An 18,947-nucleotide genomic window follows, 5' to 3' on the forward strand; every position below is an offset into this window, starting at 1 on the left:
AAACCGGCACACCCTGGTTCATCCCCCCACCCCACATCGACCCCCACCAAACACCCCGCCGCAACCACCACCACACAGTGTTTACCGGACAGTCTCCACCGCTCAGAACATAAGCAAGAGCATAGGGAGCACGGAGCGACTAGGCAGAGACCCTGACCGGCAAACCTGTTTCCAGGGACTCCTGTGCTGCATCGGCTACCTTGGATGCGGCCACTGCGTCCTCGGGAGTGCAAGGGTTTTTTCGTTGCCCAAGCACGAGTTCCACGAACGCCGCCATCTCGGACCGGTATGCCTGATCGAAGCGCTCAGCGAAGGTGGCATGCGCCGTTCCGGAGGGAAACACCACTCCCGGCTCAGCAGAACGCATGGCCATCTGCTGGTCCATGCCCACCAGGACCGAGCGTTCGGAACCCTGGAGTTCCAGCCGGACATCGTGCCCGGCCCCGTTGTATCGGCTGGCTGAGACCGTGCCTACCGTGCCGTCGTCGAACGTCACAACCGCCAAAGCGGTATCAACGTCGCCCACCTCGCCGATCGCCGGGTCGCCATTATTGGAACCTTTGGCGTAGACCTCAACGATTTCCTTGCCGGTGAGCCAGCGGAGGATGTCGAAGTCGTGGACGGAACAGTCGCGGAACAGACCACCCGAGGTAGCTAGGAATTCGACCGGGGGCGGGGTCATGTCGCAGGTGACGGCCCTGACCGAGTGGATCCACCCGAGTTCTCCGGCTTCGTAGGCGCGTTTGGCCTCAAGGTAGCCCGCATCGAAGCGGCGCTGATGCCCGATCTGCACTACTCCGTTCTTTTCGCGGATATAGTCCAGGACCGGAAGCGATTCCGCCACGTTCACGGCTACTGGCTTTTCGCAGAACACGGGGATACCGGCATCCACTCCAGCCCTGATGAGGTCGGGATGCGTTGCTGTACCTGTAGCTATAACCAGGCCGTCCACCCCGGAGGCGATCAGTTCCTCCACCGAGCCCACGAATTCAGCACCGACGCTGTCCGCGACGGAGCGCGCGTGCTTCTCCGCAACGTCCGTCAGCTTCAGCCGCACCTGCACTCCGTCCTGTGCCATTGTGTCGTTGAGCGCGCTGATGTTGTTGGCGTGCATCACGCCGATCCGGCCCACGCCCACCAGGCCGAGGGTCACTACGTTCGTCATTTCTGTCTCCGTCACTGCAGCAGAAGTTGTTTTCTTGGGAAAATTCCTGATGCGACACTAAAGCTTGTCAGTTTGTCCTGTCAAACATTCGCACCCAACGACGCCTCGAGAGCCGCGTCCGCCTCGCGCAATACCTTCGCCGCAACCTCAAGACCCTCGATCCGGCCAAGGGATACATCCTCGTGTTCGATGTTGACCAGCATGTCCGGATCCACGTCGTAAAGCGCGCGGAGGAACTCGGCCCAGTAGGAGGTGTCGTGGCCGCGCCCCAGGGCAACAAAGTCCCAGGCTGAGTTCTTCGGCCATTCGTTGGCCCATTCGTCTCCGCCAAGGTTGGTCCGGTCCTCCTCGGGTGACAACCGCCTGAAGCTGTTGTCCAGGACCCCATACAAAGCAGCGTTGCCCGTGTTCACGCGAACGTCCTTCGCGGCAGCCTGGAACACCAGCGACCCAAGTTCCCGGACCACAGCCACCGAGTCCATTTGCTGCCAGAACAGGTGCGAGGCATCCAGCTCCACGCCCACATGCGTGGCGCCCGTGAGTTCGATGAGCCTGTAGACATCGGCCGTGTTGAACACGATGTTCTGCGGGTGCAACTCCAGGGCCACTTTTACCCCGTGATCGGCGGCCAGCCGGTCAATTTCCTTCCAGAATTCCGCCGCCACGCCCCACTGATAGTCCAGTACGTCCAGTGCCGCAGAGTTCCAGGCGTTGACTACCCAGTTCACCACCGTGGCACCGGGTTCGCCGCCGGGCAGTCCAGACATGGTCACGACGCGATCCTGCCCCAGCCTGCGGGCCAGTCGGATGGAGCGGCGGATGTCTTCGGCATGCCTCTCACCGATTTCCCGACGTGGATGCAGGGGGTTTCCATTGCAGTTCAAGCCGGCGATAGAGACGCCCGTGCCTTCGAAGAGGCCCAGGTAATCGTCCCTGGCAGCATCCGACACCAGGATGTCGTCCATAGTGGGCACATGCACCGCTGGAAGGAACCCTCCGGTATTGATTTCGATTCCAGTCAGCCCCAGGTCAGCAATGACCTTCAAGGCCTCCGGCAAGGACCGGTCATGCAGGATGGCGTTGTAGACACCGAGTTTCATAGTGTGATCTTCTTTCCGTTGTTAAGGGCGGACTCGGCAACAGCACCGAGGAGTGCCATGTTGCGAACGCCCTCGTCGAAGGTTGCGCAGCGAGGCAGTGACTCCGCTTCGGGCAGCCCTGCGACTTCTTCGAGGAACGCCCGGGCCTGGTAGCCGAAGGCATCGTTCTGGCCGAAACCCACTTCCGGGGCGTCCATGGCAAGGCCTCCCGAAATGTAAGGGTGCCCTGGGCCCAGAATGACTTGCCGGTAGCCGTTCTGCAGGCCCGCTTCGTCATTCAGGAACAACTGGATCTCAGAAGGGCGGCGCTGGTCGAATTTGGCGCCGCCGTTCTCGCAGAACACCTCGAACTGCAGGCTGTTCGCATGCCCTGCGGCAACACGTGAGACCTCAAAGCTGCCCGCTCCGCTGGCGAACCCGGCATTGAAGGCCGCGTAGTCATCATTTTCCACGGCTTCAAAGGTGTCGGACACGGCTACGTGGTCGTGTCCCATCACGGCACTCAGTGGCAGCGGGCGCTTGTCGATCGAGGTGACCAGACGACCTCCACTGACGGATTGGATGTCGCCGCACAGGAATTCGGAGATATAGGTCAGATGGCTTCCGACATCGGCGAGCGCACCGGAGCCCGGCCCACCCTTGTAGCGCCAGCTCATGGGAGCGGCGGGGCTGACGCCATAGTCCGTCCAATAGCGGCCGCTGAAGTGCAGGACGTTACCCAGGGTTCCATTGCGGATGAGATCCCGGATGTAGGCAATGCCAGGGGTCCGTCGGAACGTGAATCCGATACGGGCCAAGGTCCCCCGGGCTTCGGCGGACCGGGCAGCATCAGCCATGGCCTGCGCATCGGCGATGGTGTCACTGAGCGGCTTCTCACACAGAACATGCTTGCCGGCAGCCAACAGCCCTTCAACCACTTCGCGGTGGATTGAGTTGGCGATGACCACGCTGACCACGTCGATGTCGTCAGCCTCCGCAATGGCCTGCCAGGAGGTGTCGCTGCGTTCGTATCCGAAGCGCCGAGCGGCCAGGGAGCCGAATTCGGCATTGACATCCGCGATCGACACGAGGCGCAATGGGGGCAGTACGGGGCTGTAGAGGGCAGAGGCCGCACGGTAGGCGGCAGCGTGGGCCTTGCCGGCCATGCCTGCGCCGATGACGGCGACGCCGAGGCTTTCAGCCATTGATTTCTCCTTTGAAATGTCGCCGCAGCGTGAGCACTGTCGGCAATTTTGTAGCGCTACAATTTGCGCCTGGATCGATCGTAGCCATGTCCATATGTCCTGTCAATGTCCGAGAGGTTATCCTCGAAAGCAGGAACGAAAGGCAACGAAGATCCCTTGAAAAGCCCCGAAACGCACAACAGCCCCCTGGGCAAGAGGCCCACCCTCTACGACGTCGCCTCACACGCCGGTGTCTCGCCGTCGTTGGTTTCCCTCTACCTCAAGGCCCCCGAAAGGATCAGCGAAAAGCGCCGGGGAGCCGTGCAAAAAGCGATCTCCGACCTCGGCTACCGCCCCAGCCGCGCCGCAACCACTCTTGCCAGCAGCCGCACCAAAAGCATCGGCCTGGTCATCGACGACTACCGGAACCCGTGGTTCGTCGACCTCCTGCGCGGCATGGAATCGATTTTGTCCGACCTCGGCTACCAGGTGATGCTCGCCGACTCCCGCCCTGGCGAGAACCGCATCAAGGAAGCCACCGACGGGCTACTGGCCATGCACGTGGACGCTTTGACGCTCGCCGCCGAGCCCAGCGACGCCATGCTGTCCGGAATCCGGGTGCCCACGGTGGTGGCCGGGTGGCGCAACGGCGTTCCGGATGGCGCGGACCTGATCACCAACGACGACGACGGCGGGGGCACCCTGGCCGCGAACCACCTGTTGGAGTTGGGTCATCTCCGCATCGGTCACCTCTCAGGTTCCGACGGCGCCTCCGCACACCGACGGGCCGGTTTCCTGCGCGCGGTGGAGACGGCCGGCGTCGAACCTGTGATCAGCCAGTCCCCTGGCACGTCGGAAGAGGACGGCTATCAGGCAGCCGTCCGACTCCTGGACGGCCACCCGGAGACCACCGCGATCTTCGCAGCCAACGACACCATGGCAGTCGGCGCGTTCGCCGCGCTCAAGGCGCGCGGTCTCTCAGTTCCGAACGATGTATCGGTGATCGGCTACGACAACTCGCCCCTGGCGAAGTCGCGTTATCTGGACCTCACCTCAATAGACAATCGAAGCGACCTCGTAGGCGTGGCTACCGCCCGCAGGCTGCTGGCAAGAATCGAGGATCCCGCCCTCCAACCCGAGCAGACGCTGATCGAACCTGCCTTGGTGCTGCGCGGAACCACGTCCATTCGAGGTTGAAAACCTGGGCTGGATACGGCTCTGCCCGGAGCCACTGAGGGGCTCCGGGCAGAGATCCGCGAAGAAAGCCTAGTGGCGCTTTGAGCTTGCCTCCGGGGCAGCCTCTGCGACGTCCGCGACCTCGGCTTTGACTTCCTCCAATGCAGCCGAGTGTCCGCCCAGCTGCTCCAGCTCATGGGCCAACTCGGCCAACTCCGCGCCGCCGGCCATCTGCGCCGTCAGCTCATCGAGGCTGATGTCCTTCTTGTCGTAGTAACCGATCGATTTGCCGCGCTTGAGCAGCAGGAACCGGTCACCGACGGGATAGGCGTGGTGCGGATTGTGGGTAATGAAGATGACGCCCAGGCCCCGGTCGCGCGCCTGCAGGATGTAGCGAAGGACGACGCCGGACTGCTTGACTCCCAGCGCGGCCGTCGGTTCGTCGAGGATCAGGACCTTGGCACCGAAGTACACTGCACGGGCGATGGCGACGCACTGGCGTTCACCGCCGGAGAGCTGGCCGATGGGCTGCTCCACATCGCGCAGGTCGATGCCCATGTCAGCAAGTTCCTTCTTGGTGATGTCCTTCATCTTCTGGACATCCATGCTCTTGAACGGGCCGAAACCGCTGGTCAGCTCCGAACCGAGGAAGAAGTTCCGCCAGATGGGCATCAACGGGACCACGGCGAGGTCCTGGTAAACGGTGGCAATGCCGGCGTCGAGGGCGTCCCTGGGTGAGTTGAACTTCCTGGCATCCCCCATCACGTTCAACGTGCCCTCATCGTGCTGGTGGAGTCCGGCGATGATCTTGATCAGGGTGGACTTGCCGGCACCGTTATCGCCGAGGACACAGGTGACTCGGCCATTGTCCACGGCCATGGTCACGTCCCGCAGCGCGATGATGTTGCCGTAGTGCTTACCTACACCATCGAGTGAGAGCAGATGCACTGGTGTGTGCGTCAAGGGGTCCTTCTCGTCTTTCAGCAGGGTCTGCTGGTCGATCTGTTGTGCGTTCATGGTTCCGGCCCCTTACTTCAGCTCTGCCCGGCGTTTGACGATGAGGTTGACGATGGTTGCCAGCAGGAGCATCAAGCCCAGGAAGAACTTGAACCAGTCCGGGTTCCATTGTGCGTACACAATGCCCTTGTTGGCCATGCCGAAGATGAAGGCGCCGATAGCGCCGCCTACTGCTGAGCCGTAGCCGCCGGTCAGGAGGCAGCCACCGATGACCGCCGCAATGATGTAAAGGAACTCGTTGCCCACACCTTCACCGGACTGCACGGCATCGAAGGCGAAGAGATTGTGCATGCCCAGGATCCAGCCGCAGAAACCCACAGCCATGAACAGGCCGATCTTGGTTTTGGTGACGGGGACACCTACTGCGCGGGCAGCATTGGCATCGCCGCCCACGGCGAAGATCCAGTTGCCGACGCGGGTGCGCAGCAGTACCCAGGAAGCAACCAGGACCAAGACAATCCAGAAGAACACCGTGATCTTCACTTCCACGCCGCCAATGCTGATGGAGGAGGCGAAAACCGCACGCGCCGATTCGAAGCCATCAAGCTTGGAGATGGACGGGGAAGAGACACTGCCACCGATGAGCCGGGTCAATGCCAGGTTGAGACCGGTCAGCATCAGGAAGGTCGCCAGCGTCACAATGAAGCTGGGGAGCTTGGTCTTGACCAGGATCCAGCCGTTGATGAAACCAATGCCCAGCGAGACCACCAGGGCCAAAGCAACGCCCACCCAGGCGTTCAGAGAGAAGTTCCAGCTGAAGAGCGAGGCCGTCAGCGCGGACGAGATCACGGCTACGCCGGTGGAGAGGTCGAACTCGCCGCCGATCATCAGCAGCGAAACACCGACCGCCATGATGCCGATGGTCGAGGAGCCGTACAGGACGGTAGCCAGTGCATTTGGCTGGGTGAACGTCTGCGACACGGAGGCGAAGAAGATGAACAGGACCACGGCACCTACGAGGGCACCGACCTCGGGCCTGGCGAGGAATTTCTGGAAGGGGTTGCGTCGGCCTACCCGTTCATCACCAGGCGATGTCGCCGGCGGCAGGGTTGCTGTGTTTGCCATGGGAGTGACTCCTTGTTGTCCAGGCTGCGCGGCGGCCATCCGCCGCGCAGCCCGATGCCGGGATCTAGCGAACGCCCTGCTGGGCGAACTTGAGGACGTCGGAAGCGTTGGACTTGTCCACGATGGTGGGACCGGTCAGGACGGGCTGGCCGCCGCCGATCTTGAAGCCTCCCCGCTTTGCCTGCCACAGGGAATCAACGGACATGTAGCCCTGGAGCCACGGCTGCTGGTCGACGGTGAAGATCACCGCTCCGTCCACGATCTTCTGGGCGAGGTCGGCATTGAGGTCGAAGCTGGCCACCTTGGCGGAGCTTCCGGCGTCGGAAACCGACTTCAGCAAGGTAAGAGTGATCGGTGCACCGAGTCCGATGATCACGTCGGCGTCCTTGGCCGCCTGGAGCTTGGCAGTTGCCGTGGACTGCACCGCGGTCATGTCCTTGCCGTCAACGTAGAGGATCTCAGTGGCGGGAACCTTGGCCTTCACGCCGGCGCAACGGGCTTCCAGGCCTACGTGACCCTGCTGTTGGATGACGCACACGGGGTGCTTGTAGCCTTCGGCCGCGAGCCGGGTACCAACGGCTTCGCCAGCGAGTTGCTCGTTGGAACCGAAGTGGGTGAAGGCACCGAGCTGGGCCGAGACTGATTCACCGGCGTTGAGGCTCACTACGGGAATGCCTGCATCAGTGGCCTTCTTCAGGACATCCTTCAACGCATCCGGAGTAGCCAGGGTCAGTGCGATGCCATCGACCTTCTGGTCAATGGCCTGCTGGACCAGCTGCGCCTGGCGCCCCGCTTCGGGGTCGGACGTGTAAAGGAGCTCCACGTTGTCCTTGGCGGATGCTTCCTCCGCACCCTTGCGGACGATGTCCCAGAAGGTGTCTCCTGCAGCAGCATGCGTAATCAGGGCAACTTTGATGCGGTCGGTGCTGGCCACTTGGCCTGCAGCTGCTCCCCCACCGGCATCCGCCGGCTTGCCGCCCTGGCTCGAGCAGGCGCTCAGTGCCACCAAGGGAACCACTGCAGCGACGACCGCCGCTTTGCGCCATGAGAATTTTGCCACCGTTATCTCCTTTGATTTCAGGTTGAGGGGTCCGGAGACTCGTATCCGGATCTCCCCACTACTCAGATCATGGTGACTGACCTCACACTTTGTCAATAGTTTGTCCTGACATTAGGATGTTTTTACGTACTTGCCTCGAGTAGATACCCGCAAGCGACCTGCCCGGACCCCCATCCTTGACGGCCGCGACCCTGCTGCTATTATCAGAAAAAGGCAGTATGTCCTATCAAGCGAACATGAGCGGACATAGCTTCCATCCGGCAGAGGAGCCGCATCCTGCTTCCTCGTCGGCTTCAGCAGGCGTCCAGGAGGAACCAGTGACGAACCAACTCAGTCTCAGCATCGATCGTTCGTCCCCGGTACCCCTCTACCACCAGGTAGTACAGGGCATCGAGGCCGCCATCCACAGCGGTGTGCTGGAACCCGGCAGCCGTTTGGATAACGAAATTGACCTCGCAGCGCAGCTCAATCTGTCCCGGCCAACCATGCGCAAAGCCATGGACGAGCTCGTCCGGGCGGGACTGCTGGTCCGCAAACGCGGCGTGGGCACTCAGGTAGTAGCCAGCCAGGTCCGCCGCCCGCTGGAACTCTCCAGCCTCTTCGACGACCTCAGCAACAACGGCAAAAAGCCCACCACGGAGGTCCTCAGCTTCTCCCACGTCGAGGCCGACGCCGCAACGCTCACCGCCCTCCAACTGCCTGCCGGGTCAAAGGTCTACCACTTCACACGACTACGCAAGGTGGGCGGGAAGCCCTTGGCCCTCATGGAAAACTGGGTCCGGGACGACATCACCAGCATGGATGAAGCCCAGCTCGCCAGCGAAGGCCTCTACGCCATCCTGCGGCGCGGCGGCGTCAACTTCCGGCTCGCTTCCCAACGCATCGGCGCCATGATCGCCAACGACTACCAGGCGCCCCTCCTCGAGGCCGAGGTCGGCTCCGCCCTGGTCACCATGGAACGCACCGCGGTTGACGACACCGGACGCATGGTCGAAACCGGGCACCACGTCTACCGCGCTGACTCCTACAGCTTTGAAATGACCCTCGTACAGCGCTAACGCAAGGACTCTACTTATGGCCAACTGGGTATACCCGCTGGGAACCGCCACTGACGGCAAGTGGGACATCTCCCTCGGCACCTCCGACTCAAGCCTCGCCGTCGACGGCTGGGCCCACACGGGACTGAAGGCCGCGACGCTCGCCGCGGGTGCCGCCGTCGAGCTTCCTGCCGCTCCGGAAGAGCGCATCGTGGTGCCGCTGAGGGGCTCCTTTACAGTGACAGTCGACGGCGAGGCGTACAGTCTGTCCGGTCGGCAGTCCGTTTTCCACGGGCCGAGCGATGTCCTCTACACCGGAATCGACAAGGCCGTCACCATCAGCTCGAACGACGGCGGCAGGGTCGCCATCGCGACCGCCCCCGCCAAGGCGTCGTACCCGACCCGGCTGATCACGGCAGCCGAAACCCCGGTCGAACTGCGCGGCGCGGGCAACTGCTCCCGTCAGGTCCATAACTTCGGCACACCCGCAGTACTGGAAGCCGACCGTTTCATCGTTTGCGAAGTGATCACTCCGGCCGGCAACTGGTCCTCCTACCCTCCCCACAAGCACGACGAGGAGAAGGACGGCGAAACCAGCCTGGAGGAGATTTACTACTTCGAAACCCGTGTGGCTCCCGGCTCCCCGGCCCCGGAGGAAACCGACGCGATCGGCTACGCCCGCGTCTACGCCTCAGATGAACGACCCATCGATGTCTCCGCCGAAGTCCGGACCGGAGACGTGGTCCTGGTCCCCTACGGCTGGCACGGCCCCGCCATGGCAGCCCCCGGCTACGACCTCTATTACCTCAACGTCATGGCCGGCCCCGGACGCGTCCGCGACTGGCTCATCAGCGACGACCCCCACCACGGCTGGATCCGCCAGACCTGGGAAGGTCAGGACGTGGATCCCCGACTGCCGTTCACGGCCTGATTCCGAATACCAAGAAAGCCCCTGTGGATTCACAGGGGCTTTCTTGATGTCTACTATCCGGCCTGGGCGATGTAGTCCGTCATCGTCTTGAGCTGGTAGCGGGAGACTTCCTCGGCGTTCTCGTCCTCGGCAAACACAGAAGAAACCATCACTGTGTTCGCTTTGTCGAGGAACCCGATCTCCTTAAGTCCGCCAAAGAACTCGGTCCAGTTGACGTCGCCATCGCCGATCTTCAGGTGCTGGTGGACGCGCACCGCATTGCCGGGCGGGTTGGTGATGTAGCGCAGGCCGTGCGAGGCATGGTGGTTCATGGTATCCGAGACATGCACCAGGCGCAGCTTGTCTCCGGCGGCCCGCATGATCTCCAGCGGCTTGTTGCCCATATGGAAGGTATGCGAGGCAACGTAGACCATGCCGATGTTCGGAGAGTTCACGCCACGGATCACCCGCAGGGCAGCCAGACCGTCTTCCACGAAGTCATCCGGATGCGGGTCGATCAGCACATCCAGTCCCTCCCGCTCAATGATGGGCAGGAGTTCCTCCATGGAACGGTAGAAAGCCCGCTCGGACTCCTCGGCTTTCTCAGGGCGGCCGCTGAACTCGGTGTTCATCGTCTGCACGCCCAGGTCCACGGCAATCTGGATGGCACGCTTCCAATAACGGACCGCGGCCTCCCGGGCGTCCTCATCCGGCCCCGACCAGCGCAGGACAGGCAACACAGAAGCGATCTCGACGCCGGCGTCCTTGCACGCGGCCTTCAGCTTGCCCACCAGCTCATCGTCGGCCTTGGGGTGGTTGAAGAACGGAATGAGGTCAGCGTGCGGGGTCATCTGCAGGTACTTGTAACCGAGGTCGGCCGCGACCCGGGGAAACTCCAGCAGGCTGTGACTGTGGTGGAACGGAGTGGGATCAAGTGCGATTTTCATGCCGATGCCCCTACTTGTAGAGATCCGGCTTGGTGTTCAACTGGACCTTGACCTTCTCACCGGATTTCTGCGCCTCGACGCCGGCCTCGCAGCACGCTGCAGTGGCGTAACCGTCCCAGGCCGTCGGGCCGCCGATTTCGCCGCGAAGTGCCGCATCCACCCAGGCCTGCACCTCGACGTCGTACGCTGCACCAAAACGGTCCTCGAAACCGGGGGTGACGGTGCCGCCCCACTTGCCCGCGGTCTGGATGTAGGGACCCGAGTCACCGCCGATGCTCACGATGCCGTCCTCGAAGGACGCCTGCGTGGCCACCTGGTAGCCGAACTTTGCGTTGACGTAGATTTCGACGTCGGCCAGCACACCGGACTCGGTTTCGAGCAACACGTGCTGGGGGTCGTGCTGGCCATTAGGGGCGTTGCGGGTTGCCTTCCCCAGACGGACCTGCACCGAGGTGATCTCCTCACCCGTGAAGTAGCGGATGGCATCGAACTCGTGGACCACGGAGTCGTTGATCAGCATCTCGTTGGTGAAGCCCTCGGGCGTGCTCGGGTTCCGGTGCTGGTGGTGCAGCATCAACAGCTCCCCCAACTCGCTGTTGCGGATGATGGAACCCAAAGCCGAGTACTCGGCATCGAAGCGGCGCATAAAGCCGACCTGGATGCGCTTGTGGCCCAAAACCTGCTCAGCCTGGACAACCTTCCAGGCGCTCTCGGCGTCCGGGGTCAACGGTTTCTCGCACAGAATTGGAAAGTCCTTTTCCAGCGCCTTGTAGAGGATTTCCTCATGAAGGAAGCCGGGGGTTGCAATCAGGACGGCGTTTACGTCGCCGTTGTTGAGTGCCTCGTCGGCACTTGCCAGCGCCACGGCGCCGTCGATACCTTCGACGGCGGCCTGCGCGCGGGCAAGATCGACATCGACGACGGCGGCTACTTCAGCGCCGTGGATGCGCGTGCTGAGACGCTTGATGTGGTCGGCACCCATGCGGCCTGCGCCGATGACGGCAACGCGGAGAGTCTTGGTCACTGTATCTATCCTTCGAAAAAGTCGGGGTGGTCTGGCTACTGGACCCGCGTACGCGAGCCGCAGGAAAGCAAGTAGTTGCGGGTGCGCTTGGCAATGGGCATCGGCACGTCGAACGCTACCGGGTACATGTCCTGCTCCACGATGCCGAAGATGGGCCGGTTAAGCCCTTCCACGGCTTCGATGACTGCGCGCAGATCCGGAAGACCGTTCGGCGGCTCGGTCATGACACCGGCCAGGTTGGCGGCGGCCCACGTCATGTTCTTCTCGTTGACTTCAGCCAGGACCTCGGGATTGATCTGCTTCAGGTGCAGGTAGCCGATGCGGTCCGGGTAGTTCTTAATGAGTTCCAGGCTGGAAGCCCCGCAGTACTCGGCGTGGCCCGTATCCAAGCAAAGGTTCAGGTACTCGGGGTCCGTGGCCGCGAGGAGGGTCTCGATGTCCTTCTGGGCACCGACGTGGGAATCGGCGTGGGAGTGGAACTGCTGGTGCAGGCCGAAGTCCTCCAAGAGGACCTTGCCCATACGGTTGTGGCCGGCGAAGAGGTCCGCCCACTGCCCATCGCTGAGCTCCCCGTTTTCCACGGCCTCGCCGGTGACGTCGTCGCGCCACATGGCCGGAATGACCACGATGTGCTCGCCGCCCATTGCCGCCGTGAGTTCCGCTACCTTGCGGGCGGGCTCCCAGGCTTCGTCGTACTGCGTGGCGCCGCGGTGGAACGCGGTGAAGACCGTCCCGGCGGTGACCTTCAGATCGCGCTGCTTGAGTTCTTCCGCCAGGCGGGTGGGGTCGTTCGGGAGGTAGCCATAGGGGCCGAGCTCGATCCATTTGTAGCCGGACTCCGCAACCTCATCCAGGAACCGCTCCCACGGTGTCTGCTTGGGGTCGTCCGCGAACCACACGCCCCAGGAATCGGGTGCGGTGCCAATGATGAGCTTGTTCTCGACATCAGTCATGACAGCGTTGTCTTTCTCTGCAGCGGTTCAGTTGGAGGGGAAGTTGTAGGAGGCGCCGGAGGCGTGGTGGGTCTCGGGCCAGCGGGAGGTGATGACCTTGCCGCGGGTGTAGAAGGAAACGCCTTCGGGGCCGTAGATGTGCTTGTCGCCGAAGAGGGATGCCTTCCAGCCACCGAAGGAGTGGTACGCCACCGGGACCGGGAGGGGAACATTGATGCCGATCATGCCAACGGTCACCGAGCGCTGGAATTTCCGTGCCGCAGCGCCGGAGGAGGTGAAGATCGCGGTGCCGTTGCCGTAGGGGTTGGAGTTGATCAGCGCGATGCCCTCTTCCAGGGTGTCGACGCGTACCACTACCAGGACAGGGCCGAAGATCTCCTCCTGGTAGGCGGTCATTTCGGTTTTGACGTGGTCGATCACGGTGGGGCCTACCCAGAAGCCTTCTTCGTGGCCCGGGACGACGAGGTCGCGGCCGTCCACCACCATGGCAGCACCTGCGGCTTCTGCGTCGGTAACGATCTTGACGATGCGTTCCTTCGAGGCCGGGGTGATCACCGGGCCCATCTCGGCGCCGGGTTCGGTGCCATTGTTGACCTTCACGGCCAGGGCACGTTCTTCGACCTTCTTGACCAGCAAGTCAGCAGCGTCCCCGACGGCTACAGCAACAGAAATTGCCATGCACCGCTCACCGGCGGAGCCGAACGCGGCGGCAGCGAGGTGGTCGGCGGCGTTGTCCAGGTCAGCGTCAGGGAGCACGATCGCGTGGTTCTTTGCCCCGCCCAACGCCTGGACACGCTTGCCGTGCTTGGTGGCGGTTTCGTGGACGTACTGGGCGATCGGGGTGGAGCCAACAAAGCTGATGCCGTCCACATCCGGGTGGGTCAGTAGGCCGTCGACGGTTTCCTTGCCGCCGTGCAGGACCTGGAACACGCCATCGGGAAGCCCCGCTTCCTGCCAGAGCTTTGCCAGCAGCAGCGACGGGGACGGGTCCCGTTCCGAGGGCTTGAGGATGAACGCGTTACCGGTGGCGATGGCCATCGGGGCCATCCACAACGGCACCATCACTGGGAAGTTGAACGGGGTAATACCGGCCACCACACCGAGCGGTTCCCGGAAGGAGAAGACATCGATGCCGGTTGAAACCTGGTCCGAGTAGTCGCCCTTGAGCAGGGACGGAATCCCGCAGGCGAACTCGATGACTTCCAGGCCGCGGCCGATCTCGCCCTTGGCATCGGAGAGGACCTTGCCGTGCTCGGCGGTGATCAGCTCGGCGAGTTCATCGACGTGCGCTGCGACGAGTTCGCGGAACTTGAACAACACCGCAGTGCGCTTGGCCAGGGAAATGTCGCCCCAGGAATCAGCGGCCTTGCGGGCAGCGGCCACCGTGGTGTTCAAGTCGTTCTCGTTGGCCAGGCGCAGCTCTGCGGTAACCTGCCCGGTGGCCGGGTTGTACACCGGCTGGGTGCGGTCACCTTCACCGGCGGACTCGGCGCCGTTGATGAAGTGGTTGATGGTGGTCAAAGTGGTCGTCGTCGACATCTGCGGACTTCCTCGTCTTAGTGCTCTTGTGGCGGGGTCTTGGGGTTCAGCCGAGCAGCTTGCGCTGGCGGCTCTTGTGGTCTGTGTACGTTTTGTAGGCCTGCTGCGTGGATTCCAGCTCCGACGCCGCTGAGACGGGAACGTCCCACCAAGACTCAGAACTGGGAGCATCCAGCAAAGGATCGGACTCGACGTGGATCACGATCGGGCCGGTTTCCGGGGCGGCTTTGGCTTCCTTGATCGCAGCACCGAGGGACTCGATGACGTTCTCGCCCGGTTCGATCCGGATAACCTTGGCGCCCAATGATTCGGCGTTGGTGGCGAGGTCGATGGGCAGGTGCTCACCGGCGTCGAAACTGTGCTGTTCCTTGTCCAGGACGCGGTACTGCGTTCCGAAGCGCTGCGAACCGAGGGACTCGGAGAGGGAACCGATGGAGGCGTAGCCGTGGTTCTGGATCAGGACCACGATCAGTTTGATGCGTTCGGCGACGGCGGTGACCAGTTCGGTGTGCATCATCAGGTAGGAGCCGTCCCCGACCATGACCACCACGTCCCTGTCCACGCCCCCAGCGGCGGCTTCGGCCAGCGCTGCGCGCTTCACGCCCAGACCGCCGGGGATTTCGTAGCCCATGCAGGAGTAGGCGTATTCGACGTGGTAACCGAACGGGTCCCGGACCCGCCACATCTTGTGCAGGTCGCCCGGGAGGGAACCTGCGGCACAGATGACGACGTCGTGATCGTCCATGGCCTTGTTGGTAGCGCCGATGATCTCGTTCTGAGCCGGTAACGGGGTGAAGCGCGTTTCGAAGGCCTCATCCACGATCGCGTTCCAGCGCTTCCTCTCCGCCGCGATTTTCTCTTCGAGGTCCGCGCCGACCCGATAGCCGCCCAAGGCCTGGTTCAGCTTCACCAAGGCCTTGCGGGCATCAGCCACGATCGGCAGAGTGGTGCCGTGCTTGTACGCGTCGATTGCCGCGACGTTGATGTTCACGAACTTCACATCCGGGTTCTGGAACGCGGTCCGGGACGCAGTGGTGAAGTCTTCGTAGCGGGTGCCGATGCCGATTATCAGGTCCGCCTCGGCAGCGATGGCGTTGGCCGCCGTCGTGCCGGTTGAACCAATGGCACCGAGGGAGAACTGGTGGTCCCACGGAAGGACGCCGACGCCCGCCTGGGTGTTGCCTACCGGGATGCCGGTAAGCTCTGCAAACTTTGCCAGTTCCTCGTTGGCGTAGGCATAAAGCACGCCGCCGCCGGCGATGATCAGCGGGCGCTTCGCGGCGCGGATTGCCTCGACGGCACGGCTGATGTCCTCATCCTCGGCTTCGGGGCGTCGGATCCGCCACTCGCGCTCGGCCAGGAACTCTTCGGGCACCTCGAACGCCTCGGCCTGGACGTCCTGCGGCAGCGAGATGGTCACGGCACCGGTCTCGGCCGGGTCCGTCAGTACGCGCAGGCCGTGGTGGAAAGCTGAGAACAGCTGCTCCGGCCGGGACACGCGGTCGAAGAACTTCGAGAGCGGACGGAACGCGTCGTTGACCGTGATGTCATACGCGTAGGGGAGCTCCAGCTGCTGCAACACGGGGTCGGCGGCGCGCGTGGCGAAGGTATCCGAAGGCAGCAGCAGGACGGGCAGCCGGTTGGTGGTGGCCAAGGCCGCGCCCGTCAACAGGTTCGAGGAACCCGGACCGATCGATGTACTGATAGCAAACGTCTGGCGGCGGCGCGTGTGCCGGGCGTACCCCACAGCCTGATGCACCTGGGCCTGCTCATTACGTCCCTGGTAGTACGGCATGATGGTCGGGTCCGCGGCTTGGTACTGCTTCAATGCCTGGCCCACTCCGGCCACATTGCCGTGTCCGAAAATACCGAACGTTCCCGGAATCAAGCGCTCACGGTAATCAACACCGGCAACAGAGTCCACGGTGTACTGCTTGGACAAGAACTCGACCACGGCCTGCGCCACGGTCATCCGACGGGTTGCTCCCACTGGTCTCTACTCCGATACTTTCACGGGAATACGGTCTGACGAGCTGAGCCCGGAAGCATCAGCCGCCCCGGGCGAAGTGTTGTTCAGCAGCGAGGCGGCCGTCGCTACGGCACCGGCGACATCGCCGTCGTGCGGGTACAGCAGGGTGCGCCCCACCGTGAGGCCTTGGACGCCGGGGAGGGCGAGGGCCGCCTGCCAGGAAGCGAACACTTCGTCCTGGCTGCCGTCCGGGTCGCCGCCGAGCAGCACCGTGGGCAGGGTGGTGGAGGCCATGACGCGCTCCATCTCGGCAACTACCGGCAGTTTCATCCAGGTGTAGGCACTGGTGGATCCCAGGCCCTCGGCAATGCCGACGGACTTGATGACGGCGTCGGCGCGGAGGTCGTTACGGACCTTGCCGTGCGAATCACGGACCGAAAGGAAGGGTTCAACCATGGCGATGAGCTTCCGTTCGGCCAGCGAATCGATGGCCTTGGCTGTGGCCTCAAGGGTGGCAACGGTGTCCGGGTCACCCAGGCAGATACGGGTCAGCATTTTGCCGCCGTCAGCGCCCAGTGCCTCGAGCGCGGCTGCGGTGTGGCCGGTGAAGCGGTCGTCGAACTCGTTGACCAGGCCGGCGAGGCCGCCGCGGTTCATGGAACCAAAGACGAGCTTGCCCTCAAGGGCGCCGAGAAGCAGGAGGTCGTCCATGATGTCCGGCGAGGCCAGGATGCCGTCAACGGCGGGGTTGGCCAAGGCGATCTGCAGGCGGTCCAACAGGTCGCGCCGGTCGGCCATCGCCATCGGCTCGGAGCCGACAGCGAGGGCCCCACGGGCGGGATGGTCGGCGGCGACAATGAAGTTCTGCACCCCATGCTTCAGGCCGGGATGACGACGGCGGGTGGCAGCTGCGCGGGCCACGGCCTCCGGATCCTCAAGCCTGATACGGCTCAAGTGTTCATAGCGGCGGGGGTCATCGTTGAGGCTCAACGCACTGCTCCTTCTGCAATGGGGGCTTCGGCCGCGGTTGCGCCCGGGACAGGACGTCCGCGCTCGGCCAGCAGCGAGGTGACCTCCTCCGGCGTCGGCATCGCATCCGCGCAAGAGAGGCGGGAAGCGACGATGGCACCGGAAGCGTTCGCGTAATCCAGGACTTCGGACAGCGGCCAGCCGGAGAGCAGGCCGTGGCAGAAGGCACCTCCGAAGGAGTCACCGGCGCCCAGTCCGTTGACGGTTTCCACCGGTACCGGCGCCGAAACCACACGTTCTGTGCGGGTCTTGGCCATGACGCCTTCCGCGCCGAGTTTCACCACGGCGATTTCGACGCCGGCGGCCAGCAGGCGGTCTGCCTGCTCGTCAGGCGTCCCCTCCCCTACGGCCACGGCGCATTCCTTGTCATTGCCGATCGCTACCGTGACGTGCGGGAGGATCTTGGCCACCTCTGCACGGGCCTCTTCTTCGGAGGTCCAGAACATGGGGCGGTAGTCCAGGTCGAGAATGGTGAACTGGCCATTCTTGAGCCCGGTCCGGGGGCGGGCCTGGTGCGCCGCGATATGTGCACTGCGGCTCGGCTCCTGGCACAGGCCGGTGACGGTGGACCAGAAGATGCCGGCCTCCCGGATGGCATCCAGGTCCAGTTCTTCGGCCTTGATCTGCAGGTCAGGCGCGGTGGGAAAGCGGCCGTAGAAGTACAGCGGGAATTCGTCCGTGGCGGGCTTGATCGCGCAAAACGTCACCGCAGTCGGGTACTGGGCTACCGGCGAGACGAAAGAGTCGTCAACGTTGAACTTGTGCAGTTCGCGGTGCAGGTACTTTCCGAAGGCGTCGTCGCCGGTACGGGTGATGACGCCGGTACGGCGGCCATGGCGGGCGGCAGCAACGGCAACGTTGGAAGGCGAACCTCCGAGGTATTTGCCGAAGGACGTCACGTCCTCCAGGTCCACTCCGATGTCGTTCGGGTAGATATCAACGCTGATGCGCCCGATCGTGAGCAGTTCGTGGGTCACGGTGATCGTTGACCTTTCTCTTGTGAACTCTTTGAGCGCTGGGCCCCAATGCCTTGCCACCCCTCAGTGAGCGGGGCCACATGACTACTTTGCACCAGATCGCATGTCCTGTCAAAGGTTTGTACTGACATATTTACAACATGACACAGCCCGGCTTTATTTGCGCGGAACAGCCAGCTCACCGGTGACATACTGGCTGCGGCCGAAACCAAATGACCAGTCGCCGGCAGTGTTCTCCACGTAGCCCACGAAGACATCTTCGCCGGCCACGCCCACCCGGGCGAGGCTCGTTGCAATGGCTTCGAAAAGCGAACTCTTGGCCATCTGACTACGACCCTCTTGGGTGAAGATCTGGATCATCACCACGCCGGATGTCCGCTCGAATCCAAGCCCGGCATCCTGCGCAATGATCTGCCCCTGGGGATGCTCGGTGAGGATGTGGAAGTAGTCGCGCTCGGGAATTCCATACTCGGCGACAATCGCGTCATGGATGGCGCGGCTGACGGCGGCCAGCTCTTCGGGTGAACGGCCTTGGTTGACGTCTATTCGAACAAGCGGCATTGCAGAACCTTTCTTGGAAGTTTGTCCTAACATACTAACAAAGTTGTCTGATTCTGGATACAGCAAAGCACGCCGGAAGCTCTCGACGGGACTTGCTCGAGCGTTGCGAGGCCCACTCTGCGCCCGAGAACACCCGAATAACCCGCACAGCAGGCCCCACAACAGGCCCACCCCTTTGTGAGGCCCACTCTGCGCCCCAAATCCTTAGCAGGGCCCACAACGCCAGGGTTCCCTGGCCGAGTTTGCGAGGCTAGA

General features: G+C 63.0%; 17 protein-coding genes. 3 read left to right on the plus strand and 14 right to left on the minus strand.

The features are described 5' to 3' along the window. Positions 1 to 139 precede the first annotated feature (139 nt). From FDP28_RS16530 to FDP28_RS16540, 3 genes are all read right to left on the minus strand, one after another. On the minus strand, positions 140 to 1,165 hold the full coding sequence (locus FDP28_RS16530) for a Gfo/Idh/MocA family protein (RefSeq protein ID WP_144662637.1): 1,026 nt from the start codon (positions 1,163 to 1,165) through the stop codon (positions 140 to 142). Positions 1,166 to 1,245: 80 nt separating this feature from the next. Then, positions 1,246 to 2,265 (minus strand): sugar phosphate isomerase/epimerase family protein, encoded by a 1,020-nt coding sequence (locus FDP28_RS16535; RefSeq protein WP_144662638.1) that lies wholly within the window; start codon positions 2,263 to 2,265, stop codon positions 1,246 to 1,248. Then, positions 2,262 to 3,449: a Gfo/Idh/MocA family protein gene (locus tag FDP28_RS16540; protein WP_144662639.1), complete on the minus strand. Its 1,188-nt coding sequence runs from the start codon at positions 3,447 to 3,449 to the stop codon at positions 2,262 to 2,264. Before FDP28_RS16540 ends, FDP28_RS16535 begins: the two co-directional genes overlap by 4 nt. 156 nt (positions 3,450 to 3,605) lie before the next feature. On the opposite strand from FDP28_RS16540, the gene FDP28_RS16545 reads away from it, so the two are divergent. Beyond that, positions 3,606 to 4,625: a LacI family DNA-binding transcriptional regulator gene (locus FDP28_RS16545; RefSeq protein ID WP_260842507.1), complete on the plus strand. Its 1,020-nt coding sequence runs from the start codon at positions 3,606 to 3,608 to the stop codon at positions 4,623 to 4,625. Positions 4,626 to 4,694: 69 nt separating this feature from the next. Here FDP28_RS16545 and FDP28_RS16550 read toward each other — a convergent pair whose 3' ends face one another. The 3 genes from FDP28_RS16550 to FDP28_RS16560 all read right to left on the minus strand — a co-directional run bounded on the left by FDP28_RS16550 (position 4,695) and on the right by FDP28_RS16560 (position 7,746). Beyond that, a complete protein-coding gene (locus FDP28_RS16550) occupies positions 4,695 to 5,621 on the minus strand; it encodes an ATP-binding cassette domain-containing protein (protein WP_144662641.1) in 927 nt (308 codons plus the stop codon). Positions 5,622 to 5,633: 12 nt separating this feature from the next. Continuing rightward, positions 5,634 to 6,686 carry an ABC transporter permease gene (locus FDP28_RS16555; protein WP_144662642.1) on the minus strand — a complete coding sequence of 351 codons (1,053 nt, stop codon included), beginning with the start codon at positions 6,684 to 6,686 and terminating at the stop codon, positions 5,634 to 5,636. 64 nt (positions 6,687 to 6,750) lie between these two features. Continuing rightward, on the minus strand, positions 6,751 to 7,746 hold the full coding sequence (locus FDP28_RS16560) for a substrate-binding domain-containing protein (RefSeq protein ID WP_144662643.1): 996 nt from the start codon (positions 7,744 to 7,746) through the stop codon (positions 6,751 to 6,753). A 317-nt stretch (positions 7,747 to 8,063) separates the two neighbouring features. Here FDP28_RS16560 and FDP28_RS16565 point away from each other — a divergent pair, with 317 nt between their 5' ends. Next, the gene (locus tag FDP28_RS16565; protein ID WP_144662851.1) at positions 8,064 to 8,804 is read left to right on the plus strand and encodes a GntR family transcriptional regulator; all 741 of its coding nucleotides are present in this window, start codon (positions 8,064 to 8,066) and stop codon (positions 8,802 to 8,804) included. A gap of 16 nt (positions 8,805 to 8,820) precedes the next feature. Further along, positions 8,821 to 9,714 carry a 5-deoxy-glucuronate isomerase gene (gene iolB, locus FDP28_RS16570; RefSeq protein WP_144662644.1) on the plus strand — a complete coding sequence of 298 codons (894 nt, stop codon included), beginning with the start codon at positions 8,821 to 8,823 and terminating at the stop codon, positions 9,712 to 9,714. 53 nt (positions 9,715 to 9,767) lie between these two features. Here the strand turns inward: iolB and FDP28_RS16575 are convergent, their stop codons facing one another. From FDP28_RS16575 to FDP28_RS16610, 8 genes are all read right to left on the minus strand, one after another. Then, positions 9,768 to 10,640: a sugar phosphate isomerase/epimerase family protein gene (locus tag FDP28_RS16575; protein ID WP_144662645.1), complete on the minus strand. Its 873-nt coding sequence runs from the start codon at positions 10,638 to 10,640 to the stop codon at positions 9,768 to 9,770. Between the two features lie 10 nt (positions 10,641 to 10,650). Continuing rightward, the gene (locus tag FDP28_RS16580) at positions 10,651 to 11,664 is read right to left on the minus strand and encodes a Gfo/Idh/MocA family protein (RefSeq protein WP_144662646.1); all 1,014 of its coding nucleotides are present in this window, start codon (positions 11,662 to 11,664) and stop codon (positions 10,651 to 10,653) included. A 35-nt stretch (positions 11,665 to 11,699) separates the two neighbouring features. Further along, entirely contained in the window at positions 11,700 to 12,617 is a 918-nt protein-coding gene (locus FDP28_RS16585) for a sugar phosphate isomerase/epimerase family protein (protein WP_144662647.1), read from the minus strand. A 27-nt stretch (positions 12,618 to 12,644) separates the two neighbouring features. After that, a complete protein-coding gene (locus FDP28_RS16590) occupies positions 12,645 to 14,156 on the minus strand; it encodes a CoA-acylating methylmalonate-semialdehyde dehydrogenase (protein WP_144662648.1) in 1,512 nt (503 codons plus the stop codon). Positions 14,157 to 14,202: 46 nt separating this feature from the next. Next, positions 14,203 to 16,128, minus strand: coding sequence for a 3D-(3,5/4)-trihydroxycyclohexane-1,2-dione acylhydrolase (decyclizing) (gene iolD / locus FDP28_RS16595; RefSeq protein ID WP_144662649.1), 1,926 nt, complete (start codon positions 16,126 to 16,128; stop codon positions 14,203 to 14,205). A gap of 24 nt (positions 16,129 to 16,152) precedes the next feature. Further along, complete coding sequence (locus FDP28_RS16600; RefSeq protein ID WP_144662650.1) at positions 16,153 to 17,115, minus strand: Cgl0159 family (beta/alpha)8-fold protein; 963 nt, start codon at positions 17,113 to 17,115, stop codon at positions 16,153 to 16,155. Next, positions 17,112 to 18,131, minus strand: a complete 1,020-nt coding sequence (gene iolC / locus FDP28_RS16605; RefSeq protein WP_144662651.1) for a 5-dehydro-2-deoxygluconokinase — start codon at positions 18,129 to 18,131, stop codon at positions 17,112 to 17,114. Before iolC ends, FDP28_RS16600 begins: the two co-directional genes overlap by 4 nt. Before the next feature lie 156 nt (positions 18,132 to 18,287). Further along, a complete protein-coding gene (locus tag FDP28_RS16610; RefSeq protein ID WP_144662652.1) occupies positions 18,288 to 18,692 on the minus strand; it encodes a tautomerase family protein in 405 nt (134 codons plus the stop codon). Between the last annotated feature and the right edge of the window lie 255 nt (positions 18,693 to 18,947).

This window comes from Paenarthrobacter nicotinovorans (assembly GCF_007670255.1).
In the GTDB taxonomy this organism is placed as follows: domain Bacteria; phylum Actinomycetota; class Actinomycetes; order Actinomycetales; family Micrococcaceae; genus Arthrobacter; species Arthrobacter nicotinovorans_B.